Source organism: Kitasatospora sp. NPDC048298, assembly GCF_043201465.1.
GTDB lineage: Bacteria > Actinomycetota > Actinomycetes > Streptomycetales > Streptomycetaceae > Kitasatospora.
This window is the reverse complement of record NZ_JBICYZ010000020.1, coordinates 34,309-59,870: the sequence shown is the minus strand read 5'-3', so window position 1 is coordinate 59,870 and position 25,562 is coordinate 34,309. Positions and strand designations below refer to the sequence as shown.

17 protein-coding genes and 1 pseudogene are annotated in these 25,562 nt (G+C 72.3%); 11 read left to right on the top strand and 7 right to left on the bottom strand.

Annotation, left to right across the window (positions count from 1 at the left end):
* Positions 1-35: 35 nt before the first annotated feature.
* The 6 genes and pseudogenes from lysX to ACGF0D_RS17380 form a co-directional block, all read left to right on the top strand.
* A pseudogene (gene lysX / locus ACGF0D_RS17405) lies at positions 36-1,640 on the top strand (bifunctional lysylphosphatidylglycerol synthetase/lysine--tRNA ligase LysX); the annotation flags it as partial.
* Positions 1,641-1,882: 242 nt separating this feature from the next.
* Positions 1,883-2,320 (top strand): BlaI/MecI/CopY family transcriptional regulator, encoded by a 438-nt coding sequence (locus ACGF0D_RS17400; RefSeq protein ID WP_363380547.1) that lies wholly within the window; start codon positions 1,883-1,885, stop codon positions 2,318-2,320.
* Positions 2,321-2,330: 10 nt separating this feature from the next.
* Entirely contained in the window at positions 2,331-2,867 is a 537-nt protein-coding gene (locus ACGF0D_RS17395; RefSeq protein ID WP_392867798.1) for an amino-acid N-acetyltransferase, read from the top strand.
* A gap of 91 nt (positions 2,868-2,958) precedes the next feature.
* Complete coding sequence (locus tag ACGF0D_RS17390) at positions 2,959-3,312, top strand: Lsr2 family protein (RefSeq protein WP_363380541.1); 354 nt, start codon at positions 2,959-2,961, stop codon at positions 3,310-3,312.
* A gap of 650 nt (positions 3,313-3,962) precedes the next feature.
* Positions 3,963-6,485: an ATP-dependent Clp protease ATP-binding subunit gene (locus ACGF0D_RS17385; protein WP_392867801.1), complete on the top strand. Its 2,523-nt coding sequence runs from the start codon at positions 3,963-3,965 to the stop codon at positions 6,483-6,485.
* 345 nt (positions 6,486-6,830) lie between these two features.
* Positions 6,831-9,176, top strand: a complete 2,346-nt coding sequence (locus tag ACGF0D_RS17380; RefSeq protein ID WP_392917007.1) for an immune inhibitor A domain-containing protein — start codon at positions 6,831-6,833, stop codon at positions 9,174-9,176.
* 160 nt (positions 9,177-9,336) lie between these two features.
* On the opposite strand, the gene ACGF0D_RS17375 is transcribed toward ACGF0D_RS17380, so the two are convergent.
* Positions 9,337-10,548, bottom strand: coding sequence for a threonine aldolase family protein (locus ACGF0D_RS17375; RefSeq protein ID WP_392917004.1), 1,212 nt, complete (start codon positions 10,546-10,548; stop codon positions 9,337-9,339).
* Between the two features lie 359 nt (positions 10,549-10,907).
* Here ACGF0D_RS17375 and ACGF0D_RS17370 point away from each other — a divergent pair, with 359 nt between their 5' ends.
* On the top strand, positions 10,908-11,852 hold the full coding sequence (locus ACGF0D_RS17370; RefSeq protein WP_392917001.1) for a M23 family metallopeptidase: 945 nt from the start codon (positions 10,908-10,910) through the stop codon (positions 11,850-11,852).
* Positions 11,853-11,867: 15 nt separating this feature from the next.
* On the opposite strand, the gene ACGF0D_RS17365 is transcribed toward ACGF0D_RS17370, so the two are convergent.
* Complete coding sequence (locus ACGF0D_RS17365) at positions 11,868-12,500, bottom strand: TetR/AcrR family transcriptional regulator (RefSeq protein ID WP_392916998.1); 633 nt, start codon at positions 12,498-12,500, stop codon at positions 11,868-11,870.
* Between the two features lie 221 nt (positions 12,501-12,721).
* On the opposite strand from ACGF0D_RS17365, the gene ACGF0D_RS17360 reads away from it, so the two are divergent.
* The gene (locus tag ACGF0D_RS17360) at positions 12,722-14,317 is read left to right on the top strand and encodes an MDR family MFS transporter (protein ID WP_392916995.1); all 1,596 of its coding nucleotides are present in this window, start codon (positions 12,722-12,724) and stop codon (positions 14,315-14,317) included.
* Positions 14,318-14,491: 174 nt separating this feature from the next.
* Here ACGF0D_RS17360 and ACGF0D_RS17355 read toward each other — a convergent pair whose 3' ends face one another.
* Complete coding sequence (locus ACGF0D_RS17355) at positions 14,492-15,415, bottom strand: A/G-specific adenine glycosylase (protein ID WP_392916992.1); 924 nt, start codon at positions 15,413-15,415, stop codon at positions 14,492-14,494.
* Positions 15,416-15,608: 193 nt separating this feature from the next.
* On the opposite strand from ACGF0D_RS17355, the gene ACGF0D_RS17350 reads away from it, so the two are divergent.
* Positions 15,609-16,460: a hypothetical protein gene (locus ACGF0D_RS17350; RefSeq protein WP_392916989.1), complete on the top strand. Its 852-nt coding sequence runs from the start codon at positions 15,609-15,611 to the stop codon at positions 16,458-16,460.
* A 188-nt stretch (positions 16,461-16,648) separates the two neighbouring features.
* Here the strand turns inward: ACGF0D_RS17350 and disA are convergent, their stop codons facing one another.
* Positions 16,649-17,707, bottom strand: coding sequence for a DNA integrity scanning diadenylate cyclase DisA (gene disA, locus ACGF0D_RS17345; protein WP_270151163.1), 1,059 nt, complete (start codon positions 17,705-17,707; stop codon positions 16,649-16,651).
* 200 nt (positions 17,708-17,907) lie between these two features.
* A complete protein-coding gene (gene radA, locus ACGF0D_RS17340; RefSeq protein ID WP_392916986.1) occupies positions 17,908-19,431 on the bottom strand; it encodes a DNA repair protein RadA in 1,524 nt (507 codons plus the stop codon).
* Between the two features lie 215 nt (positions 19,432-19,646).
* Between radA and ACGF0D_RS17335 the strand changes: the two genes are divergently transcribed.
* Positions 19,647-21,473, top strand: a complete 1,827-nt coding sequence (locus tag ACGF0D_RS17335) for a hypothetical protein (protein ID WP_392916983.1) — start codon at positions 19,647-19,649, stop codon at positions 21,471-21,473.
* Between the two features lie 96 nt (positions 21,474-21,569).
* Here ACGF0D_RS17335 and ACGF0D_RS17330 read toward each other — a convergent pair whose 3' ends face one another.
* On the bottom strand, positions 21,570-22,904 hold the full coding sequence (locus tag ACGF0D_RS17330) for a DUF1254 domain-containing protein (RefSeq protein ID WP_392867828.1): 1,335 nt from the start codon (positions 22,902-22,904) through the stop codon (positions 21,570-21,572).
* A gap of 231 nt (positions 22,905-23,135) precedes the next feature.
* On the opposite strand from ACGF0D_RS17330, the gene ACGF0D_RS17325 reads away from it, so the two are divergent.
* Positions 23,136-24,176 (top strand): NAD-dependent epimerase/dehydratase family protein, encoded by a 1,041-nt coding sequence (locus ACGF0D_RS17325; RefSeq protein ID WP_392916981.1) that lies wholly within the window; start codon positions 23,136-23,138, stop codon positions 24,174-24,176.
* Between the two features lie 141 nt (positions 24,177-24,317).
* Here ACGF0D_RS17325 and ACGF0D_RS17320 read toward each other — a convergent pair whose 3' ends face one another.
* The gene (locus ACGF0D_RS17320) at positions 24,318-25,367 is read right to left on the bottom strand and encodes a family 2 encapsulin nanocompartment cargo protein polyprenyl transferase (RefSeq protein WP_392916978.1); all 1,050 of its coding nucleotides are present in this window, start codon (positions 25,365-25,367) and stop codon (positions 24,318-24,320) included.
* Between the last annotated feature and the right edge of the window lie 195 nt (positions 25,368-25,562).

The window sequence follows — 25,562 nt, the reverse complement described above, 5'->3', positions numbered from 1 at the left end:
CCGCGAGGGGGGAGCGCCGTCGCGCTCTCCCCTCACGGCAATCCCGGCGCGGAGCACCACGTGTGGCTGGCTACCCTTGTGGGGTGAGCGATCAGAGCCTTGTTCCCGCGACCGACGACCTCCCCGAGCAGATGCGCGTCCGGCGCGAGAAGCTGGACCGGCTCCGGGCGGCCGGTGTCGACCCGTACCCGGTCGGATTCCCCCGCACCACCACCATCGCGGACCTGCGTACCAAGCACCCCGACCTGGAGCCGGACACCGCCACCGGCGAGCGGGCCGGCGTCACCGGCCGCGTGATCCTCTCGCGCACCGGCGGCAAGCTCTGCTTCGCCACCCTGCGCGACGGCACCGGCGACCTCCAGGTGATGTTCTCCCTGGACAAGCTGGGCGCGGAGCGGCTGGCGGCCTGGAAGGCCGACATCGACCTCGGCGACCAGGTCGGCGTCGAGGGCGAGGTGATCACCTCCAAGCGCGGCGAGCTGTCCGTGATGGTGGACCGCTGGGAGCTCACCGCCAAGTGCCTGCGCCCGCTGCCGGACAAGCACAAGGGCCTGACCGACCCGGAGGCCCGGGTCCGCCAGCGCTACGTGGACCTGATCGTCAACCCCGAGGCCCGGGAGATCCTGCACCTGCGCAGCAAGGTCGTCCGCTCGATCCGCCGCACCTACGAGGACCGCGGCTACATCGAGGTCGAGACCCCGATGCTCCAGCCGGTGCACGGCGGCGCCAACGCGCGTCCGTTCAAGACGCACATCAACGCGTACGACATCGACCTCTACATGCGCATCGCCCCCGAGCTGTACCTCAAGCGGCTGGTGGTCGGCGGCGCCGAGAAGGTCTTCGAGATCAACCGCAACTTCCGCAACGAGGGCGCGGACTCCACCCACAACCCGGAGTTCACCTCGCTGGAGTCGTACGAGGCGTACGGCGACTACGACACCCAGGCCGAGCTGATCCGCGAGACGATCGTCAACGCGGCCCGGGACGCGCTGGGCACCACGGTGATCAGGGGCGTGGACGCGCACGGCGTCGAGCACGAGATCGACCTGGCCGAGCCGTGGGAGGAGGTCAGCGTCTACCCGGGCATCTCCGCCCGCCTGGGCGCCGAGGTCACCCCGGAGACCGGTGTCGAGGAGCTGCGCAAGCTGGCCACCGAGCACGGCATCCCGTTCGAGAAGGACTGGGGCCACGGTCAGATCGTCCTGGAGATGGTCGAGCGCCTGCTGGAGGAGAACGCCGTCCGGCCGACCTTCATCAAGGACTACCCGACCGAGGTCTCCCCGCTGACCCGCCAGCACCGCTCGCAGCCCGGCGTGGCCGAGAAGTGGGACCTGGTGATCTTCGGGACCGAGATCGGCACCGCCTACTCCGAGCTGGTCGACCCGGTCGAGCAGCGCGCCCGCCTCACCGCCCAGTCGCTGCTGGCGGCCGGCGGCGACGTCGAGGCCATGCAGGTGGACGAGGACTTCCTGCGCGCCCTGGAGTACGCGATGCCCCCGACCGGTGGCCTCGGCCTCGGCGTGGACCGCCTGATCATGCTGCTGACCGGCAAGAACATCCGGGAGACGGTGCTCTTCCCGCTGGTGAAGCCGGAGCCGAAGGCTTCCGCCGCGACGGCGGAGAAGACCGAGGAGGAGTGACCTGATGGACTACGTCAGCGCGATCGTGCCGCCGCTGGTCATGGCGATCGGCTTCGGATTCCTGGTGCGGGCCATCATCCGCAGCCAGGGCGGGGCCCAGCGGGCCAAGGAAGACCTCGACTGACACCGTCAGCCGCCCGAACGACCGGCGCGCCGCCATTCCCGATTCCCGGGGGTGGCGGCGCGCCGGTTTGGCGCACTTCACAAGATTTGCCCCATTCACTCCCTATCCTGGCCGCACTATGGTCCGGCAACTCGGCGAACTTGAGAACGCCATCATGACCCGGGTGTGGCAGTGGAACCGACCGGTCACGGTTCGCGAGGTTCTCCTGGATCTGCGGTCGGAACGCGAAATCGCGTACACCACGGTGATGACCGTCCTGGACAAGCTCCACAGAAAGGGCTGGCTGCGCCGCGAGCGGGTCGGCCGGGCCTATCGATATGAACCGGTCTCCTCGCGTGAGGCGTACACGGCGGCCCTGATGAACGACGCCTGGGCCACCAGTGACAATCCGGCGGCGGCCCTGGTGCACTTCTTCGGCCTGATGTCCCCCGAGCAACGCGAAGCGCTCCGGGACGCCTTGCGGGTGGCCGCACTGTTCCCGTCCGATCCGACCGGCGCGGATTCCGCGGACGACGGACCGGATACCGGTGGGACGGAACCGGGAGCGGCGCGATAACGTCCCGACCATGGAGGTCACCATCCGCCGGGCGCGGACCACGGACGTGCGGGCAGTGCGCGGGCTCATCGACGCCTACTCCCGCGACGGCATTCTGCTGGACAAGCCCACAGTCACACTGTTCGAATCCGTCCAGGAGTTCTGGGTCGCGGAACGCGACGACAACGGCGCGGTGGTGGCCTGCGGTGCGCTGCACGTGATGTGGGAGGACCTCGCCGAGGTCCGCACGCTCGCCGTGGATCCGGTCGTCCGGGGCCACGGGATCGGGCACCTGCTGCTGGAGAAGCTGGTGCAGACGGCACGCTGGCTGGGCGTCCGTCGGATTTTCTGCTTGACGTTCGAGGTCGCGTTCTTCGCGAAACACGGTTTCGTCGAGATCGGCGAGCTCCAGGAAACCGATGATGGTACGACAGACCCGGCGGCGATCGCTACGGATGTCTATGAAGAACTCCTCCGCTCGTACGATGAAGGCGTCGCCGAGTTCCTCGACCTGGAGCGGGTGAAGCCCAACACACTGGGCAACTCGCGCATGCTGCTGCACCTCTGAGCCGCTCCACCCGGGTCAAGGGTTTGTGTTTTCCGGAGAAAGGCGCTTTCCTTTCCTTAGGCAATGGGTCGTTTAGCGGAAAGGGAAGCCCGTGGCACAGAGGGTGCAGGTCATTCTTGAAGACGATCTCGACGGCGGTTCGGCGGACGAGACGGTGACGTTCGCGCTCGACGGCGTTGCCTACGAGATCGACCTGAAGAGCGCGAACGCGGACAAGCTCCGCGGTCTGCTGGCGCCGTACGTCGAGAAGGGCCGCAAGCAGAGCGGCCGGCTCGCCGGTGCCCGCCGCCCGGGCCGCGGCGGTGCCGCGCGTCCGTCCGGCGGCGGTGCGCCCGACACCGCCAAGATCCGCGCGTGGGCCAAGGAACAGGGCCTGGAGGTCAACGACCGCGGCCGCGTTCCGAGCAACGTCCGCGAGGCCTACGAGAAGGCCAACGCGTCCTGATCCCGGCGCCGCAGGCCCGCCGGAGCGGGTGCGGGGCCCCGGCGGCCGGGGACGGCACCGCCATCACACGCACGGGGCGCGGAGGATCTCCTCCGCGCCCCGCGGCGCGTGCCCACCGGGGCCGCGCCACCACCGGTACCGAGGGCCGCGCGGGGCGCCGGCTCGGGCGGCGGAACAACGACGGCCTGTGCAACGCTGTAGGGGCGAAGCGGCAACGCGGACACCTCCGGGCGGTGCACCCGGGCCCCGGCCGCCGTCGAACCGCCGTCCCCACGGCCCGACTTCTCGCCAGGCGAACACCGCCACCGCGGAAACTGCGCGAGAAGCGCCCCGATACCGGGTATGAATGCAGGTGGACGGGTTCTTCGGCCCGTCCAGGGGCAGTAAGTGCGACCGGCCGGAGCCGTTCCGGCCGCGCCCCGGCGGCACGTGTTCGCCGATGGCGTAGCGGAATCCGGTGCATCCGGCCCGTCTGCGGGAACACCGTTTCCCAGCATCAGGTTGAGATTGGTGTCGGCTGGTCGCGCAGCATCTCGCTCCTCTACCGGGGAGTGAATCCGTGGGCCGCGCCGCTGAGCGGGACTAGCATGCGGAAGGACAGGGCGGGGACGGACCCCGAACTGCCCGACCGCTCTGAGGAGCGATAAACGATGTTCGAGAGGTTCACCGACCGCGCGCGGCGGGTTGTCGTCCTGGCTCAGGAAGAAGCCCGGATGCTCAACCACAACTACATCGGCACCGAGCACATCCTCCTGGGTCTGATCCACGAGGGCGAGGGCGTCGCCGCCAAGGCCCTGGAGAGCCTCGGGATTTCTCTTGAGGCCGTTCGCCAGCAGGTCGAGGAGATCATCGGCCAGGGCCAGCAGGCCCCGTCCGGCCACATCCCCTTCACGCCCCGGGCGAAGAAGGTCCTGGAGCTGTCGCTCCGCGAGGCGCTTCAGCTCGGCCACAACTACATCGGCACCGAGCACATCCTGCTCGGCCTGATCCGCGAGGGCGAGGGCGTCGCCGCCCAGGTCCTGGTGAAGCTGGGCGCCGACCTCAACCGGGTGCGCCAGCAGGTCATCCAGCTGCTCTCCGGCTACCAGACCGGTGGCGGCGGCAAGGAGTCGGCCACGGCCGGCGGGCCCGCCGAGGGCACCCCGTCGACCTCGCTGGTCCTGGACCAGTTCGGCCGCAACCTCACCCAGGCCGCCCGCGAGGCCAAGCTCGACCCGGTCATCGGGCGCGAGAAGGAGATCGAGCGGGTCATGCAGGTGCTGTCCCGCCGCACCAAGAACAACCCGGTGCTGATCGGTGAGCCCGGCGTCGGCAAGACGGCCGTGGTCGAGGGCCTGGCCCAGGCGATCGTCAAGGGCGAGGTCCCGGAGACGCTCAAGGACAAGCAGCTCTACACGCTGGACCTGGGCGCCCTGGTGGCCGGCTCGCGCTACCGCGGTGACTTCGAGGAGCGCCTGAAGAAGGTGCTCAAGGAGATCCGCACCCGCGGCGACATCATCCTGTTCATCGACGAGCTGCACACCCTGGTCGGCGCGGGCGCCGCCGAGGGCGCCATCGACGCCGCCAGCATCCTCAAGCCGATGCTCGCCCGCGGCGAGCTGCAGACCATCGGTGCCACCACCCTGGACGAGTACCGCAAGCACCTGGAGAAGGACGCCGCGCTGGAGCGCCGCTTCCAGCCGATCCAGGTCGCCGAGCCCTCGCTGCCGCACACCATCGAGATCCTCAAGGGTCTGCGCGACCGCTACGAGGCCCACCACCGGGTCTCCATCACGGACTCCGCTCTGGTCGCCGCCGCCACCCTGGCCGACCGGTACATCTCGGACCGCTTCCTGCCGGACAAGGCGATCGACCTGATCGACGAGGCCGGCTCCCGAATGCGCATCCGCCGGATGACCGCGCCGCCGGACCTGCGCGAGTTCGACGAGAAGATCGCCGACGTGCGCCGCGAGAAGGAGAGCGCGATCGACGCGCAGGACTTCGAGAAGGCCGCGTCCCTGCGCGACGACGAGAAGCAGCTCCTGCAGGCCAAGGCCAAGCGCGAGAAGGAGTGGAAGGCCGGCGACATGGACGTCGTCGCGGAGGTCAACGAGGAGCTCATCGCCGAGGTCCTGGCCACCGCCACCGGCATCCCGGTCTTCAAGCTGACCGAGGAGGAGACGTCCCGCCTGCTGCGCATGGAGGACGAGCTGCACAAGCGCGTCATCGGCCAGAAGGACGCCATCAAGGCGCTCTCCCAGGCCATCCGGCGCACCCGTGCGGGCCTCAAGGACCCGAAGCGCCCCGGCGGTTCGTTCATCTTCGCCGGCCCGTCCGGTGTCGGTAAGACCGAGCTGTCCAAGACGCTGGCGGAGTTCCTGTTCGGCGACGAGGACGCGCTGATCGCGCTCGACATGTCCGAGTTCTCCGAGAAGCACACCGTCTCCCGGCTGTTCGGCTCCCCGCCCGGCTACGTGGGCTACGAGGAGGGCGGCCAGCTGACCGAGAAGGTCCGCCGCAAGCCGTTCTCGGTCGTCCTCTTCGACGAGGTCGAGAAGGCCCACCCGGACATCTTCAACTCGCTGCTGCAGATCCTGGAGGACGGTCGCCTGACCGACTCCCAGGGCCGCGTGGTCGACTTCAAGAACACCGTCATCATCATGACGACCAACCTCGGCACCCGGGACATCTCGAAGGGCTTCAACCTCGGCTTCGCGGCCGCGGGTGACACCCAGACCGGGTACGAGCGGATGAAGGCGAAGGTCGGCGAGGAGCTCAAGCAGCACTTCCGCCCCGAGTTCCTGAACCGTGTCGACGACATCGTGGTGTTCCACCAGCTGTCCGAGGACGACATCATCCAGATCGTCGACCTCATGATCGCCAAGGTGGACGAGCGGCTCAAGGACAAGGACATGGGCCTGGAGCTCAGCGTCGAGGCCAAGAAGCTGCTGGCCAAGCGCGGCTACGACCCGATCCTGGGTGCCCGTCCGCTGCGCCGCACCATCCAGCGCGAGATCGAGGACCACCTCTCCGAGAAGATCCTCTTCGGCGAGCTGCGGGCCGGCCACATCGTCGTCGTCGACGTCGAGGGTGAGGGCAAGGAGGCCAAGTTCACCTTCCGCGGTGAGGAGAAGTCGGCCGTCGCGGACACCCCGGCCGCGGTCGCCTCGTCCGGTCCGGACCTGACGAAGTAACCCAACTTTTAACAGACAACTTCACAGCCATCGAGCCCCCGGCGTTCGCGCCGGGGGCTCGTTGCGTGCGCCTCCCACCAGGGCCGGAGCCGGTGCGGGCCGGGATGGCTGGCTCCCACTCCGGCTGGTGCGGGTGCGCCCGGTTTCTCAGCGAGCTTTAACCAACATACGGTTGACAGACGGTCAGGTGATGGGAAGTCGCGGAGCATAGCGCCGTGGCCATGTCATGGTCAAGGTCTATCTTTTCTGTGCACGCTTGTATCAAATGACGTCCACCTGTCTTTCATTTTGGTTTGCCGGGCTTTGGCCATGTGCTTGGCCCCGGTCGGGGAGGACGTCACAACGTTGAAGAACACCAGGAAAGCCGCTGCGGCCTCGACGGCCGCAGCGGTCATAGTCGCGCTCGGCGCGGGCCTGTTCCCGGGCACCGCCGTCGCCGCCGGCTCGGCCCCGGTCCCGAAGGACCCGGCCGACGCCGTTCAGAACACCGAGCACAACATTCCGGGCCCGCTGACCGCGAAGGTGGAGGCGGAGCAGAAGGCCGCCACCGAGAAGCTGCTCAACGGCACCGCGCAGATCGAGCAGCACAACGGCAGCACCAGTGTGAAGCTCGGCAAGGACAAGTACGTCGAGCTCGCCCGCGAGCGCACGGACAAGATCTTCACCATCCTCGTCGACTTCGGTGACCAGGTGGACAACACCACCAAGACCGCCGACGGCAAGGTCAAGTACGGCGGCGAGGCCGGCCCGAAGCACAACGAGATCGAGGCGCCGGACCCGGCGACCAACAACTCGACCGCCTGGCAGGCCGACTACAACCAGCAGCACTTCCAGGACCTGTACTTCGCCAAGGACAAGCCCTCGCTGAAGACCTACTACGAGAAGCAGTCCTCGGGCCGCTACTCGGTCGACGGCGTGGTCTCGGACTGGGTCCGGGTGCCGTGGAACGAGGCCCGTTACGGGTCCGACTACTGCGGCTCCAACGTCTGCGCCAGCGCGCAGGACCTGATCCGCGACGCCGTGGACATCTGGTACAAGGACCAGCTGGCCAAGGGTCAGACCGAGGCGCAGATCAAGGCGACCCTGGCCCAGTACGACCAGTGGGACCGCTACGGTTCGCACCACGACGGGAACTTCAACCAGCCCGACGGGTACATCGACCACTTCCAGATCGTGCACGCCGGCGAGGACAAGTCGGCCGGTGGCGGCAAGCAGGGCACCAAGGCCCTGTGGGCGCACCGCTCGTACGTCTACGGCAACCTGCAGGGCACGGCCGGCCCCGAGGGCAACAAGCTCGGCGGCGTCCAGGTCGGCAGCAGCGGCCTGTGGATCGGCGACTACACGATGCAGCCGGAGAACGGCGGCCTCGGCGTCTTCGCCCACGAGTACGGCCACGACCTCGGTCTGCCGGACCTCTACGACACCGCCGGCAAGGGCATCGACAACTCGGTCGGCTTCTGGTCGCTGATGTCCTCCGGTTCCTGGCTCGGCGAGGGCAAGAACAGCATCGGCGACATGCCGAACGACCTCGACGGCTGGAGCAAGTACCAGCTCGGCTGGCTGAACGCCGACCGCGCCAAGGCCGGCACCGAGTCGACCCACCACATCGGCCCGGCGGAGTACAACAGCAAGCTGCCGCAGGGTCTGATCGTCGACCTGCCGAAGAAGAGCATCACCACCGACATCAACAAGCCGTTCGGCGGCACCGGTGAGTGGTGGAGCGGCAGCGCCGACAACCTGAACGTCACGCTCACCCGTGACATCGACCTGACCGGCAAGACCAAGGCCAGCATCAACGCCAAGGCCTGGTACGAGCTGGAGCAGGACTTCGACTACGCGTTCGGCGAGGTCTCCACCGACGGCGGCAAGACCTGGACCGTCGTCGACGGCACCTGGAACGGCACCGCGCTGCCGCGCGAGAACGGCCGTCCGGCCATCAGCGGCCAGGTGGCCGCCTGGGGCGACCTGTCGTTCAACCTGGACGCCTACGCCGGCCAGCAGATCAAGTTCCGCTACCACAACACCACCGACGGCGGCCTGCACTACCGCGGCCTGACGCTGGACAACATCGCGGTCGTCGCCGACGGCGCCACCGTGTTCAGCGACGACGTCGAGAAGGCCGACAGCAGCTGGGCGGCCGAGGGCTTCACCCGCTTCGGCGGCTCGTACACCAAGGACTACGCGCAGTACTACATCGCGGAGAACCGGCAGTACGTGTCCTTCGACCAGACGCTGAAGACCGGCCCGTACAACTTCGGCTTCGCCGACAAGCCGAACTGGGTCGAGCACTACTCGTACCAGCCCGGCCTGCTGATCTGGTACTGGGACGAGTCGCAGACCGACAACAACGTCAGCGCCCACCCGGGCCACGGCCTGGTCCTGCCGGTCGACTCGCACCCGGCTCCGCTGAAGTGGACCGACGGCAGCCTGATGCGTCCGCGCATGCAGGGCTACGACTCCACCTTCGGCTCCCGCCGCACCTCGGGGCTGACCCTGCACAAGGCCGGCGCCGAGACCGTCATCCCGAAGGCCAAGGGCGTCGACGAGTTCAACGACCTGAAGTCCTGGTGGAACAAGGACAACCCGTACAGCGGTGTCGACGTCCCGAAGACCGGGACCAGCATCGAGGTCGAGAACGAGTCCTCGAACTACCTGGAGACCTGGATCCGGGTCCGCCCGGTCGACAACTGATCGCCACCCCGGTAGCGATCGGCCTGTGACCAGGCAGCTCTGACAACTCCACGTCCGGCCCGTCCCCGCAGCGCGCGGGGGCGGGCCGGACGCTTTTTGTCGGGCCCGGCCGGCGTCGGGCCGGACGCCCTGTCGGGCCCGGCCGGCGTCGGGCCGGGGTTCAGGACCGCCCGGCTCCGGGGCCGGCCGGCAGCCGGTCCAGGAAGGCGGCGACCGCCACCGCGACGTCCGCGCCGGTCCAGTCGAGGGCGGGCGCGGCGACCGTGACCTCGGTCATCGAGAGCCCGGGCGGCCCGCACTCGCGCCAGGCGCCGAACAGCCCGATCCCGGTGTCCTCGGCCAGCCCCAGTCCGGCCTCCTCCAACTCCGCGGCCGGGTACGGCAGCCAGAGCTGGAGCTGGTGGGTGTGCGGCGGGGCCGGCTGCACCCGGGCGCCGGGGACGGCGGCGACCGCCCGGGCCAGCGCCCCGGCGACCGTCCGGGCGTGCGCCACGTACCCGGCCAGCCGCGGCAGTTCGCGCTCCAGCCCGGCCAGGGCGGCCAGCGCGAACGGCCACTGCTGGTAGAGCTGCCCGCCGTAGCGGTGCCGCCAGGCCCGGGCGGTGCGGACGAAGCCGCCCGGGCCGGCCAGCGCGGCGCCGCTGATGCCGCCGAGCGTCTTGTAGAAGGAGACGTAGACCGAGTCGGCCAGGGCGGCGACCTCCGGCAGCGGCCGGCCGAGGGCGACCGCGGACTCCCAGATCCGGGCGCCGTCCAGGTGCAGCGCCGCACCGTGCTCCTCCCGCACCACCGCGGCCAGCTCCACCAGCTCCGCCCAGCCGGGCAGCACGAACCCGGCGTCGCGTAGCGGCAGCTCCAGGCTCAGCGCGGCGTACGGCTCGTCCAGGGCGCGCAGTTCCCCGGCGGTGGGCTGGCGCGGCGCGGTGGTCGGCCAAAGGCTGCGCAGGCCGGACAGGACGCCGAGCGCGTGCCGCTCGTGCCGGTCGGTGTGGGCCAGCGGATGGGTGACCACGGCGCGCAGCCCGGCGGCCTCGGCGTGGATCCGCAGCGCGGTCTGCTGGGCCATCGTTCCGGTCGGGAAGAAGGCCGCGTCCTCGGTGCCGAGCAGCTCGGCGACCCGGTGCTCCAGGGTGCGGACCACGCCGTCGCCGTACTGGTCCGGACGGCCGTCCAGGTCGGGGGCGGTGTGCGGCTCGGAGGTGGCCCCGGGCTCGCCCGGGGGCCGGCCCGCCAGGTCGGCGAGGCGTTCGCGGATGCTCTGCGGCCGGGCCCCGGACAGCAGCCGTTCGCAGCCGCGCAGGGCGGCGAAGCGGCGGTCCGGCAGGCTCGGGCGGTCACTGGCGTCGGGATCTTCGCTCCTGTTGCCATACATGGCTCGATGGTCCCGCAGCGGACCGGACCGGTCAGCGGTGCGCGCGGAAAGCGGTCCGAGTCCGTCAAACCCCGGCCGCGCGTGGTGCTGGTCACAGGCCTCCGACGCGGTACGACCGGCGGTAGTAGTGGAGCCGGCGGGATCGGCGGTCCGCTCCGAAGCCGTCATGGACGATCGGATCGCATGATCACTACTCCATCGGTTGGAATCTCCGCCGCCACGCTGACTACATGCCGTAGTACGTCACCGCGTTTGGGACTCCGCTCAGTGACCGTTAAACCTGAGTGGTCCCCCGCTCAGCACGCTCCCGAACGGGCCCTTCGTGCTGCCCTCGTACGATCCGTGAGGTACGGCAAGCGATGTCCACCATCCCGCCCGTCGGGCCGGCCCTCCGCCGGCTCGCCGCCCGAGCGGTGGCCCAGGCCGCGGCCCAGGCCGCCGTCTGGCGACCCCGGATCGGCCACGCCGTCCGCACCCAGGCCGCGCCGCTGCGCACGCTCGGTTCGCCCCGGCACACCACGCTGCCCGGCAGCCGCCAGCGCGCCGAGCACGACCACGCGCTGGTCTCGGCCGGAGCCGCCGCCGTGCTGCTCGCCGGCGTGCTGCTGGTGGCCACCCCGGGCACGGCCTCGGCGCAGACCGTACGGCCCACCACGCCGGGCAGCTCGGCCTTCACCGTGCCGCGGGCGGAGGTGCCGAACGCCGGGCTGGTCCAGGTGGCCGGCCCCAGCCCGTACAAGCTGCCCGACGACGGGGACTCGGCGCAGCAGTCCGTGGGGGTGGCGGCCAACCTGCTGCCGCTCGCACCGCCGGCGCCGGAGCCCGGGGAGGAGCCCGCCGGAGAGCCGGCCCCGGAGCCCGAAGCGGCGCCCGGTCCCGAGCCCGAGCCGGCTCCCGGGTGGTCGGCGCCGGTGCCGAACGCGCCGACCAGCAACCCGTACGGGAAGCCCAACCGCCACTACGCGGCCGGGTACCACACCGGGGTGGACTTCGCGGTGGCCCCGGGCACGCCGCTGCTGGCGGTCGGCGACGCGACCGTGGTGTCGGCCGGCTGGGACGGCGCGTACGGCAGGGAGGTCGTGCTGCGGCTGGCGGACGGGCACTTCGCGCAGTACGCCCACATGTCCTCGGTCTCCGTCTCGGCGGGCCAGCGGGTGTCGGCGGGCGAGCGGATCGGGTCGTCCGGGAACACCGGCAACTCGACCGGCCCGCACCTGCACTTCGAGATCCGCACCAGCAACCGCTACGGCGCGGTGGTCAACCCGATCGCCTACCTCGCGGGGCACGGCGTCACGGACTTCTGAGCCGCCCGACGGTCGTCAGCCCGCGCTGGGGGCGGGGTGGCTGATCCGGGCGCCGATCTCCAGCGCGATGTCCCGGGCCGCCCCGATCGCCTCGTCCAGCTCGGCCGGGGGCGGCTGCTCGCCCCACACGTTCGGGGCGTGCTCGCAGTCCGCGTTGTCCTGCTTGACCAGGAACAGCGACGAGTGGACGGTGAACAGCGCCATCGCGGCCCGCAGCCGGTCGTGGAAGTCCGCGCCCGGCCCGTGCACCAGCTGCATCATGGTGATCATGCGGTCCTTGAAGGCCAGCCCGGCCGGGGACTCGCGCAGCGCGGGCTGGTTCTCGTGGAAGAAGCGCAGCAGCGGGGCCCGCTCGGCCATCCCGTCGGCGAAGCGGCGGATCAGCTCGTCGCGCACCTCCGGGTTCCAGCTCTGCTTGCGGCCCCACGCGATGGTGTCGTCGATCGGCGCGGCCATCCGCTCGACGATACCCAGGACGATGTCGTCCTTGGTCTTGAAGTGGTAGTAGAGCGCGGCCTTGGTGACGCCCAGGCGGTCGGCGATCTCGCGCAGTGAGGTCTGCTCGTAGCCCTGCTCGGAGAAGAGCTCCAGGGACACCTCGATGATGCGAGCCCGGGTGTCGCTACGGGGGCTGTGCGGAGTGCCCATGGCCTGCCTCATGACTGCGTCGGTGACTGCTGCGGACCCCGGGGCGGTGTCCGCTCCGGGCTCATTCTCCCTGCCCAGAAGGCCGGTCGGGAAACTGGCTTGACGACCGGCTAGTGAACAACCTACCGTGCCGACGGTCGATAAACTAGCCGGGCGACAAGTAAGTGAGCCGCCCCACGGCACCACGCTCCGCCCGCACCACCCTCCGGGAGACCCACCTCATGTCACAGTCCAAGACCGCCGGCCCGGTGCCGGAGGACAAGACGGCCGAGGAGGAGCAGCCGCGGTCACCGCGCGAGATCCGCCTCGTGATGGTCGGCCTGGTCGTCACCATGCTGCTGGCCATGCTCGACAACCTGATCGTCGGCACCGCGATGCCGACCATCGTCCACGACCTCGGCGGCGCCGAGCACCTGTCCTGGGTGGTCACCGCGTACACCCTGGCCACCGCCGCCTCCACCCCGATCTGGGGCAAGCTCGGCGACATGTACGGCCGCAAGGGCACCTTCCTCACCTCGATCGTGATCTTCCTGGTGGGCTCGGCGCTGTCCGGCCTGTCGCAGACCATGAACGAGCTGATCGGCTTCCGCGCCGTGCAGGGCCTGGGCGCCGGCGGTCTGATGGTCGGCGTCATGTCGATCATGGGCGCGCTCGTCCCGCCGCGTGACCGCGGCAAGTACCAGGGCATGTTCGCCGCGGTAATGGCCCTCGCCACCATCGGCGGCCCGCTGGCCGGCGGCTTCATCACCGACCACCTGAGCTGGCACTGGACCTTCTACATCAACCTGCCGCTCGGCGTGATCGCGCTGGCCGTGGTCGTCGTCACCCTGAAGCTGCCGAAGGTCCGCAGCAACGCCAAGATCGACTACCTGGGCGCGATCCTGCTCACCACCGGCATCACCTCGCTGGTGCTGATCACCACCTGGGGCGGCCAGCAGTACGCCTGGGGCTCCAAGGAGATCCTCGGCCTGGCCGCGCTCGCCGCCGCCTCGCTGATCGGCTTCTGCTACGTGGAGCGGCGGGCCCAGGAGCCGATGCTGCCGCTGGGCCTGTTCCAGAACCTGAACTTCACCCTGGTCTCGATCATCGGCTTCATCGTCGGCTTCGTGATGTTCGGTTCGACCGTCTTCCTGCCGCTCTACCAGCAGACGGTCCAGGGCGCCTCGGCCACCAACTCCGGGCTGCTGCTGATGCCGATGATGTTCGGCATGCTGATCATCTCGCTGGTGGTCGGCCAGGCCGTCACCAAGACCGGCAAGTACCGGATCTTCCCGATCATCGGCACCCTCGTGATGACCGGCGGCCTGATCCTGCTCTCCACCATGGGCACCGAGACCAGCAGGTTCACCTCGGCCTGCTGGATGGTCGTGCTGGGCGCCGGCATGGGCTTCCTGATGCAGATCACCATGCTCGTCGCGCAGAACAGCGTCGAGCTCAAGGACATGGGCGTGGCCAGCTCCACCGCCACCCTGTTCCGCACCATCGGCGGTTCCTTCGGTGTCGCGCTGTTCGGCGCGCTGTTCAACAACCGGGTGACCGACACCATGAAGGAGCGGCTCGGCGAGCAGGCCGTCGCCGGTGGCGGCGCGCAGGACCCGAGCCAGATGAGCATGGACGACCTGCGCAAGCTGCCCGAGGCCGTTCAGGACGCCTACCACCACGCGGTGTCCAACGGCATGCACACCGTCTTCCTCTGGGGCGCCGGCGTGGCCGTGATCGCGATCGCCGCGGCGGTGTTCCTGCGCGAGGTGCCGCTGCGCGGGACCGGCAAGGACGAGAAGCAGGCCGAGGCCTCGCTGGAGGCGGCGGCCGTCTGACGGCTCCGCCCCGTACGGCGCCCCCGGGAGGTTCGTCCTCCCGGGGGCGCCGTCGTTCCGCGGGCGCGCTGTGGTTCCGTGGGCGCCGTCGTTCCGGGGACGGGCGGCTTCGCGGGGGCCGTGGGGCCGCGGGGCCGGGCGGGGGCCGGGTGGGTTCGGCGCGGGAGGTGCCCGCTACTGGGGCAGCCGGTAGACGCCCTGCTCGACCGGCTCGACCAGGCCGTCCGCCACCAGGCCGTCCAGTGCCCGGGCCCGCTGCACGGCGTCCGGCCAGACCGCGTCCAGCCGGGCCTGCGGCACCGTCCCGTGCGCCTCGCGCAGCACCGCGAGCAGCTTGCCGCGCACCTGGCGGTCCGTGCCCTCGTAGGACTGGCCGCGCCGGGCCGGGCCCTCGTACGGCGGGCGGCCGGCCCGCTGCCAGGCGCAGGTGGTGAACAGCGGGCAGTCCCCGCACTCCGGGCCGCGCGCGGTGCAGACCAGCGCGCCCAGCTCCATCACGCCGACCGCCCAGGTGGCGGCCGTCTCGGCGTCGTCCGGCAGCAGCGCGGTGGCGGTGCGGCGCTCGGCGGCGGTGGTGGCCTGGGCCGGGTACTCGACACCGGTCACCGCGCGGGCGAACACCCGGCGGACGTTGGTGTCCAGCACCACGTGCCGCTGGCGGAAGGCGAAGGAGGCGACGGCTGCGGCGGTGTACTCCCCCACCCCGGGCAGCGAGAGCAGGGTGTCGTGGTCGTCCGGGACCTTGCCGCCGTGCTCCTCGGTGATCGCCACCGCGGCCGCGTGCAAGCGCAGCGCCCGGCGCGGGTAGCCCAGTCGGCCCCACATCCGGACGGCCTCGCCGGGCGCCTCGGCGGCGAGGTCGGCCGGGGTCGGCCAGCGGGTGAGCCACGCCTCCCAGGCGGGCAGCACGCGCTTGACCGGGGTCTGCTGGAGCATGAACTCGCTCACCATGACCGCCCAGGGCGTCGCGTCGGGGGCGCGCCAGGGCAGGTCCCGCTTGCTCGCCTCGTACCAGTCCAGGACGGTCGAGTGGAACAGCGGCAGGGGCATCGGCGGCCGGACGGCGCCGGCGGCGGCAGGGGCGGTGATGGCAGTCATGGCCCTTCGATCCTCCCACGCCCGCCGACCGGGCCGAAGTGGACCGGAGTGGTCCGGATCACCCCCGGGACCCGGCTGAAATCGTCCGGTCGGGGCTCGCTCGAACGGATCAAATGGCGGATCATGTGAAGGAAGGGGCGACTGTGCGGTGTTGGTGAGTCAATCGCCACACACAGTCTCGTAGAGTTTGATCGTGCCTTCTCTGCGTCAACCAGTCGGACCACTGCCGGCCTCGATCTACTGGCGTCGGCGCGTCGTCGTGCTCGTCGCCGTCGCGGCGGTCGCCGCGCTGATCGCGTGGCTGATGATCGATCAGGGCGGAGGGGGTGACGGCGGCTCACAGGGCAAGGCCGCACAGGCCGTTCCGTCCGAGTCCCAGAACCAGACACCGGCCCAGGCCATCACGCCCGGCGTCTCCCCGAGCGGCCCCGCGGCGCGCCCGGGCGGCGGCAACGGGGGCGGGCCGGTGGCGGGCGGTGGCGGAACCGAGGTCAACCTCAGCGGTGGCACCGGCGCCGGCGCGGCCAACCCGGCCCCCGGCGGCGCGGCGCCGGCCACGGGCGGCGGCACCGGTGGCGGCGCCGGCGGTACGGGCGGGTCCGCTCCGGCGGTCAACACCCCCGAGATCATGGCGCTGCCGGTCTGCGCCTCCTCCCAGGTGGCGCTGGAGCTGGCGGGCACCCAGAACTCGTACCAGCCGAAGGACAAGCCGCGGCTGGCCCTGACGGTCAAGAACTCCTCCGGCAGCAACTGCCGGGTTGACCTCGGCCGCACCGCCTCCGTGATCACGGTGAGCGGCAGCAGCAACGACCGGGTCTGGTCCTCCGGCGACTGCCCGGCCGACAAGGGCAACATCTGGGTGCAGCTCGGCGCGAACGGCAGCCAGACCGAGACCTTCACCTGGGACCGCAGCCGCAGCAAGCCGCAGTGCGCGACCGCCGACCAGACGCCGCCGCCGAGCGGCACCTACGTGGTGCTCGCGGAGCTCACCGGGGTCGCCGGGGACAAGGTCTCGGCCCGGGCCTCGATCCGCCTGGACGGCTGAGCGCCGGTCAACTCCCCTCGGAGCCCCCGTCCGCCGCGCGGACGGGGGCTCCGTCGTGCCCGTCGTGCTCCGTCGTGCCCCGGGGTTGCCGGCGAGGTGGGGTGCGGATGTGCGACGGCCCCCCGGGGAGGTGCTCCCCGGGGGGCCGTCGCCGTGTTCGTCCGGCGTTCGTACGGCCGCGCGTGCGGTCAGACGTAGCGTTCCAGGATGGACGATTCGGCAAGGCGGGACAGGCCCTCACGGACCGAACGGGCGCGGGTCTCGCCGACGCCCTCGACGGTCTGCAGGTCGTCGATGCTCGCGGCGAGCAGCTTCTGGAGGCCGCCGAAGTGTTCGACCAGGCGCTCTATGACCGTGTTGGGCAGGCGCGGGATCTTCGCCAGCAGGCGGTAGCCGCGCGGCGAGACCGCGGCGTCCAGCGACTCCGGCGAGCCCGAGTAGCCGAGCGCCTTGGCGACGGTCTGGAGGTCCAGCAGCTCGGCGTGGGTGAGCGCCTCCAGGTCGGCCAGCACCTCGGTGACCGTCCGGCCCTTCTTGGCGGCCCGCTCCGGGAAGTAGTCCCGGGCGACCAGCTCGCGCTCCGGCTCCACGCCCGCGATCAGCTCGTCCAGCTGGAGCGAGAGCAGCCGGCCGTCGATGCCGAGCTCCAGCACGTAGCCGGCGATCTCGGTGGCGATCAGCCGGACCATCTCCAGGCGCTGGGCCACGGCGGTGACGTCGCGGACCGTCACCAGGTCCTCGATCTCCAGGGCGGAGAGCGTGCCGGCCACCTCGTCCAGGCGGAGCTTGTAGCGCTCCAGGGTGGCCAGCGCCTGGTTGGCGCGGGACAGGACGGTGGTGGAGTCCTCCAGCACCCGGCGGGTGCCGTTGACGTACATCGCGATCAGCCGCATCGAGTGCGAGACCGCGACCACCGGGTAGCCGGTCTGCCGGTTGACCCGCTCGGCGGTGCGGTGGCGGGTGCCGGTCTCGTCGGTGGGGATGGTCGAGTCCGGCATCAGGTGCACGCCGGCCCGGACGATCTTGGTGATGTCCTTGTCGAGCACCACCGCGCCGTCGAGCTTGCACAGCTCACGCAGCCGGGTGGCGCTGAACTCGACGTCCAGGACGAAGCCGCCGGTGCACAGGGACTCGACGGTCTTGTCGAAGCCCAGCACGATCAGACCGCCGGTGTTGGCCCGCAGGACCCGCTCCAGGCCGTCCCGAAGCGCGGTACCGGGCGCGATGGCGGTGAGGGAGGCCCGCAGCAGGGCCTCCTCGCGGGAGGCCTTGTCCGCCCCCCGGTCGCTGGCTGCCACGTGACTCCTCCGGTCGACCCGTGCCGCGCGCCTCACGCCGTGCGCCGGTCCGCGGTCTGTTGCTCTGTCGCTCAGTACCGCTCGGTACTGCCTTCTGGCCAATGAGACTGGGGAAAGTCTAACTGTGTGTGGCCTCGGCAGGGCTTGGGTCAGCGCAGTTCGTCGGAGTCGAGCGGCTCCCAGCCGTCCATCAGCTCCTCGGGGTACGCCGCGGGACGCTCCGCGCCCCGGGCGGAGCGCGGGGCCGGCGGCACCGACGGTGCCTCACCGCGCTGTTCGGTGCGCGGCTTGGCGGCGGAGCGGCGGCGGCCCGGGATGGCCCGCAGCGCCTCGCCGATGTCGGCCACCTCGACCACCTTCATGCCCGGCGGGACCTTGCCCGGGTCCGGCGGGACCAGCGCGTGGGTGAAGCCCAGCCGGTGCGCCTCGGCGAGCCGCCGCTGCACCCCCGTCACCCGCCGCACCTCGCCCGCCAGGCCGACCTCGCCGATCGCCACCAGGTTGCTGGGCAGCGGGGTGTCGGTGGAGGAACTGGCCACCGCGAGCGCCACCGCGAGGTCGGCGGAGGGCTCCGTCAGCTTCACCCCGCCGACCGTCGCGGTGTAGATGTCCTGCTTGCCGAGCTTCACCCCGCCGTGCCGCTCGACCACGGCCAGGATCATCGCGATCCGGGGGGACTCCAGGCCCGAGGTGGTGCGGCGCGGGGAGGGGATCTGCGAATCCACCATCAGCGCCTGCACCTCGGCCACCAGCGGGCGCTTGCCCTCCAGGGTGACGGTGAGGCAGGTGCCAGGGACGGGCTTGTCACGCCTGGTCAGGAAGAGGCCGGACGGGTCGGCCAGGCCGACGATGCCCTCGTCGTGCAGCTCGAAGCAGCCCACCTCGTCGGTGGCGCCGTAACGGTTCTTGACCCCGCGGATGAGACGCAGCCGGGCGTGCCGGTCCCCCTCGAAGCTCAGCACCACGTCCACCAGGTGCTCCAGCAGACGCGGGCCGGCGATCTGGCCGTCCTTGGTGACGTGGCCGACCAGCAGGGTGGCCATGCCGCGCTCCTTGGACGCCCGGATCAGCGCGCCCGCCACCTCGCGGACCTGGGCCGGGCCGCCGGGGGCGCCGTCCAGCTCGGCGGAGGCGATGGTCTGCACCGAGTCCAGGATCAGCAGGCCGGGGTTGACCGCCTCGATGTGCCCGAGCACCGCGCCGAGATCCTGCTCGGCGGCGAGGTAGAGGTGCTCGGAGAGGGCGTTGATCCGGTCCGCGCGCAGCCGGACCTGGCCGGCCGACTCCTCGCCGGTGACGTAGAGCGTGCGGTGCTGCGCGGTGGCCGCCTTGGCGGCGACGTCCAGCAGCAGGGTGGACTTGCCGACGCCGGGCTCACCGGCCAGCAGCACCACCGCGCCGGGCACCAGACCGCCGCCGAGCACCCGGTCCAGCTCCGGCACGCCCGTCGAGCGGGCCGTCGCGACCTGGCCGTCCACCTGCGCGATCGGGCGGGCGGGCGCGCTGACCGGGCCGGCGGCCGTGGTGCGGATCGGCACCGCGCCGTACTCCTCGACCGTGCCCCAGGCGTTGCACTCCGGGCAGCGGCCGACCCACTTGGGCAGCTGGTTGCCGCACTCGGTGCAGCGGTACGCCGGGCGGGGCTTGGCGGTGGTCTTGGAACGCGGAGGCATGCGGCCCACCGTAGCGCCTGGGTCCGACAGTGCCCGGGCGGACGGCGGGCGGGGCCGGCGGCGGGCTCGCGGTGCGGGGAACGTGCGTCCGGCCGCGCGTGCGGCCGTGTGTCCGACCGTGGCATCCACACAGATGGGCGATGTTGTTACCCGAAAGAAGTACATACGCCTCGAATGGTCGGGGTCAGCCGGCGGCGTTCTCTACGGTCGGACGGGTGACGACGAGAACTGTTGGGCAGGCCGGGGCGGCGCGGGCCGCATCCGCGCTCGCGGCGTACGACCGGCAGGTGGACGGCCTGTTCACCTACTGCCTCTCGGTGCTCTGCGAGCACGACGCGGCCGCCGACGCCCTGGGCGAGGTCCGCGAGCTGGCGCGGCTGCACGGCGCCCGGCTGGCCGAGCCCGGGCTGCTGCGCGCCTGGCTGTTCTCGCTGGCCCGGTACTGCTGCCTGCGCAGGCTGGCGGGCGGGGTGAGCGGAGGGCCCGGTGTGGGCACCGGGCTGGTGTCCGGGGCCGAGGGGGGCCGGGCCGGGGCGGGTGAGGCCGAGGCGGCCCGGCGGCGGCGCGAGCTGGCCTCACTCGCCTGGCCCGAGGCCGCCGGCACCGACCCCGAGCAGCGCGAGGCGCTGGAGCTGTCCGTCCGACACCGGCTGACCCCGCTGGAGGTGGCGGCGGTGCTGGGCCTGCCGTTCGAACGGACCCGCGCGCTGCTCGCCGGGGCCGAGGCCGAGGTGGCCAGGACCAGGGCGGCGCTGCTGGTGCTCGGCGTGGGCAGCTGCCCGGAGCTGGACCGGCTCGGCGGGGCCGGAGCGGAGTCCTGGCGGGACTGGGTGCTCGGCCCCGCGCTGCGGCGGGAACTGGTGCAGCACGTGGTGGACTGCCCGACCTGCCGGGGGACGGCGGAGCGGGTGGCGGCGAGCCGGGCGGCGGAGGGCTCGGCAGGTGCGGCTGGTTCGGTGCGTGCGGTCGGTTCGGCGGGGCTGGCGGGGCTGGCGCTGCTGCGGGCGCCCGCGGTGGCGGGCCCGGAGGCGGCGCTTCGGGAGGTGGTCGGCCGGGCGGCGGAGCCGGGTCCGCGGTTCGACCAGGGCGGCTTCCCCCGGCACCGGGCGCCGGACGCGGGGCGCGGACTGGCGGTGCGGCGGCGGGTGGTGACCACCGGGGTGCTCGCGGCCGTACTGGCGGCGCCGGTGATCGCGCTCTGGGCCGGGCACCGGGGCGGTGGCGGGTCGGGGTCGGGAGTCTCGGTGTCGGCGGTGCGGGTGGACGAGTCCGGCCGGGCGGGCGGCCGGCGGCCGCAGCCCGCGGTGGACGGCCCGGCGGGGTTGGGTGCGTCCGGCATGCCCGGGACGGAGCTGACGGGGACCGGGGGCGGGCTGGTCTCGGGCGGTGTCGGCGCGGGCGGTGCCGACACGGGCGGTGCAGAAACGTTGCTTCCCGGATTTCAGCGACTCAGCTTCCAGGGCGCGGTGATCCCGGTCCCGGCCCACGGCGCGGCCCCGCTCGGCAGCCCGACCCTGGCCGCCGCACCGGTCCCCTCGGTCGACCGGGCCTCCACGACGGACGCCGGCGGACCGGCCCCGGCCGGGCTGCTCACCGTCGAGGCCGGCGAGTACGGCAGCCGGACTGTCCTCACCCTCACCAACTCCGGCACCACGGAGATCCGTTGGCACGCGGTGACGGACGCCGGCTGGCTCCGGCTCAGCCGCGACTCCGGCACCCTGGCGCCCGGCCAGCGGATCACCGTGATCGTCACCGTGGACGAGGACCAGGCGCCGGCCACCCACTGGACCGCCCGGATCGCGCTGCCGCCCTCGCAGGCCGTGGTCACCCTGGAGGGCGGGCCGCACAACCGCGGCGGCGCCACCTCCGCCCCGGCCGATCCCTCGCCGTCCTCCACACCGGCGCCCACCGGTTCCGCCACCGCCGCCACCTCCGCGACGGCATCGCCCACCCCCGCGCAGACCCCCACGACACCACCCGCCTCGGACGCCTCACCGCATCCGACGGCCTCCGCAACCGCCTCCCCGTCGGCCCCGAACTAGGCCGAGCTGTCGCCGGGTTGACTGCGCGAGACGTCGACCCGGCCGAACTCCCCCAAAGCCCCGGGCCAAGGACGCCCTCACGCAAGGGGCCGGGCGTCAGACGCGGTGGATCGGGGGGATCTGGTAGGTGCCGTCCAGGACCGGGGGCTCGGGCTGGTAGATGCGGAGGATGGGGCGGAACTCGGCGGGTGGGGTGGGGAGCCAGTTGGCGGCGGCGGTCGGGTCCTCGGGCTGGTCGTGTTGGAGGGTCAGGGTGAGGGAGCCGTCCTCGCCGTGGACCAGGCCGGGGGTGCGGTCGCCGATCGAGTAGCGGTCGATCGGGTTCTCGACCAGGTGGTAGTCCGGGACGGAGTACATCGTGACGGACCAGAACGCCCCGGTCGGGGGCGGCTGGTCGAAGTGCAGGGTGTAGCTGTGGAGGCCGGTGAGGGGCCGGCCGTCGGAGTCGTCGTAGGTCATCGCGTACGAGGCCTCGTACGCGTGGTTGCCCCAGAGGCCGGCCCGGGCGGCGGCGGCCCGGCTGAGGTAGGCGGCGCGGCGGTCGGGGATGCGCCACTCGGGGTCGTCCAGGGTGCCGGGGCCCAGGTGGTCGGTGTTGTAGTCGAAGAGGTGGAGCGCGCTGCGCCACTCGCCGGGCGGGTGGTCCTCGGGCGGGCGGCTGGCGTCCTCGACCCGTTCGCGGCCGGCGGCCAGGCCCTTGGCCAGTGCCAGCGTCCACTCGGGGGCGGCGGCCTGGTACGGCGAGGCGCCGTCGTCCAGCAGGCCGAGCGGGGCGAAGCGGCGCTGGTACTCGATGTCGGCGGTGGCGGGTGGGAAGGCCTGCATCCAGACCCGCAGCCGTTCGAAGAAGGCCAGCCGCTCGGGGACCGCCTCGTCCGGCTCGGGCAGTCCGGCGGCCAGGCCTCCGGGTTCCAGCGGCTCCAGTTCCAGGGCGGCCTGGAGTGCCCGGACCCGGGGCAGGTCGTCCGGGCCGGCGCAGGCGAAGCGGCCGACGAGGGTGCCGACGGTGGTCGGCAGCTCGATCACCCGGCTCGGGTCCGGCGGGGTGCCGTGCCAGTCGGGCGGGACGATCAGCCAGGTCTGCGCGCCGGTGCCGGTGGCCCGGCGGCCGAGGTAGGCGACGTTGTCCGTCCAGGCGTCGATGATCTGCAGCACGTAGTAGGCGCCCTCGGTGTCCGGGACGCGCAGCACCTGGGGGCCTTCGGAGAGGTCGAGCTGGGCGATCGAGTAGATCGTGTCGTTGTTGACCGAGACGAAGCGGTCGGCCGGACCGGCCAGCCGAGTGGCGTGGCTGATGTGGTTGAACGGCGCCGCCGGCAGGGTGCCCAGGCCACCCCGGGCGAAGCGCTCGACCATGGTGAGGCCGGCGACCAGCGGGTAGCCGTAGACGTACGCGTCTGCGGCCAGGGCCTCCAGCTCGGGCTGGTTCATCACGGGTCCTTCGTCCGGGGCGGGCACCGGGCCGGGGTGCGGTCGCCGACCGCGGCACGGGCGGCACAGGCGGCATGGGCGCACAACCGGCACAAGCCGTACAGATCGGATGCTAAGGCGGCCCCGGAGGCGCGGCACGTCGGACCGGACGCCGTTCGGCGCCGCCGACCCGATATCTGCCCACCGCTAATCCGGGCGTACGGGCCGGGCGTACGAGGCAGGGTCGTCGACATGAAGATCCTCCTGCTTGGGGGCTCGTCCTTCCTCGGACGGGCCTACGCTGCCGAGGCCCTCGCCCGGGGCCACCGGGTCACCACCTTCAACCGCGGCCGCAGCGCCGCCGACCTGCCCGGAGTCGAGGCCGTCCGGGGCGACCGCGACAGTGCCGGGGACCTCGCCCGGCTGGTCGACGGCCGCAGCTGGGACGCCGTCGTCGACACCTCCGCCCAACAGCCCGCCCAGGCCGCGCTCAGCGCCCGGCTGCTGCGCGAGCGGGCGGGCCACTACACCTTCGTCTCCTCCGTGCACGCCTTCGCCGACTGGCCCGCCCGGGTGGTCGACGAGGACTCCGCGCCGCACCCCTGCCCCGCCGACACCCCGCCGGGCCAACCGCCCGGCACCGCCCTGAAGGCCGGCTGCGAGCGCGCCGTGCTGGCCGGATTCGACACCGAGCGCGCGCTGGTGCTGAACAGCGGACTGCTCGTCGGTCCGTACGAGTTCGGAGGCCGGCTGCCCTGGTGGCTGGAACGGATGGCCCGCGGCGGGCGGGTGCTCGCGCCGGGGGATCCGCGGCGGACCATGCAGGTGATCGACGTCCGGGACTTCGCCGCCTTCGGGCTGGACCTGCTGACGGCCGGTACGGCGGGGCGGTTCGTCACCACGGCGCCGCCCGGCCGGCTCCGCTTCGGCGAGTGGCTGGAGACCTGCCGGGAGCTGGCGGGCGCCGCGGACACCGAGCTGGTCTGGGTACCGGACGGGCCGCTGCTCGCCGAGGGGCCGGACCAGGTCGGCGCGTGGACCGAACTCCCCCTGTGGGCACCGGATCTGCCCGAGCTGGCGGGCGCCTGGCTGGCCGACACGAGCCGGGCGGAGGCGGCCGGGCTGCGCTGCCGGCCGTTCGCCGAGACGGCGCGGGACACCTGGGAGTGGCTGCGGGCGCGCGGGCCGGCCGAGGACACCGACGCCGAGGGGCGCAAGGGGCGGCCGGGGGCGGCGGTGCGGCAGGGCATCGAACCCGCCAAGGAGCAGCGGCTGTTGGCGGCCTTCGGCTGACGGCGGACCGCCTCGGGAGCACAGACGCCCCGGGACGCGGCAGGAGTGGGAGGTCGGCCCAGCCGACTTCCCACTCCCGATGATGCTTCCGAGCAGCGTTGGTAGCGGGCGCCCGCTCAGTGCGTGCGGCGCGCACCCCGCTCAGTGCGTGCGGCGGGTGACCAGTTCGGCGAGCGCCAGCAGCTCGTCCGCCGCGGCCGGCTCCGGCACCGCGGCGGCCAGCTGCGCCATCGCCGCGGCCATCCGCTCACAGGACTCGCCCTGCGCCCAGCCGCGCCCGCCGGCCGCCTCGACCGCCGCCGCGCACTGCGCCAACTCCTCGGCGTCCAGCGGGCGTTCGATCGCGTACAGCTCGGCCAGCCGCTTGCCCTCGGCGGTGCCGGAACCCAGCGCCGCGACCACCGGCAGCGACTTCTTCCGGGCGACCAGGTCCGCGCCGACCGGCTTGCCGGTGACCGCGGGATCCCCCCAGATGCCGATCAGGTCGTCGATCAGCTGGAAGGCCAGGCCGATCTCCCGGCCGAAGCCGTCCAGCGCCTGGGCCGCCTCCTCGGAGGCGCCGCCGTACAGGGCGCCCATCGCGCAGGCCGCGCCGAGCAGCGCGCCGGTCTTGGCCTCGGCCATCGCCAGGCACTCGGGCAGCGAGACGTCGTTGCGCCGCTCGAAGGCGCAGTCGATCTGCTGGCCCTCGCAGAGCTCGACCACGCAGTCCGCGAGCCGGCGGATCGAGCCGTGGGCGGCCGGGTGGCCGTCCTCGGCGAGCAGGCGCAGCGCGAGGGAGTGCATGGCGTCCCCGGCCAGGATGGCCTCGGTGGTGCCGAACACCCGCCAGGCGGTGGGCCGGTGGCGCCGGGTGTCGTCGCGGTCGATGACGTCGTCGTGGAGCAGGGTGAAGTTGTGCACCAGCTCCACCGCGGCGGCCGCGGCGACGGCCTCGTTGGGCTTGCCGCCCAGGGCCTGGGTGGCGGCGAGGACCATGGCCGGCCGGATCGCCTTGCCGGCGGAGGCCTCGGCGGGGGTGCCGTCCGCCTCCCACCAACCGAAGTGGTAGCCGGCCACCTTGCGCATGGTGCCGGGCAGCGAGTCGACGGCGGCCCGCAGGACCGGGTCGACCAGGGCGCGGGTCCGGGCGAGGATGTCCGCCGCCTCGTGCCCCTCTTTGTGGTCCCGCTCCAGCATGGGACTCGTCATGGGTGTTTCCCCCTGTCGGGCGCCTGTCGTGGGACGGCCCGCCGACGGCGGGCCGGGGTTGCGCTGCGGTGCCGGGCGCGGTCACGCACCGCCCATGGCCGCCCTCGGGCGGGGGCGGGCCTGGCCGGTACGCGCCGGTGCGCACCCGGGCGCGCACCGTCCGGCCGGGACCGATGGGTGGCCCCGACGGACGGC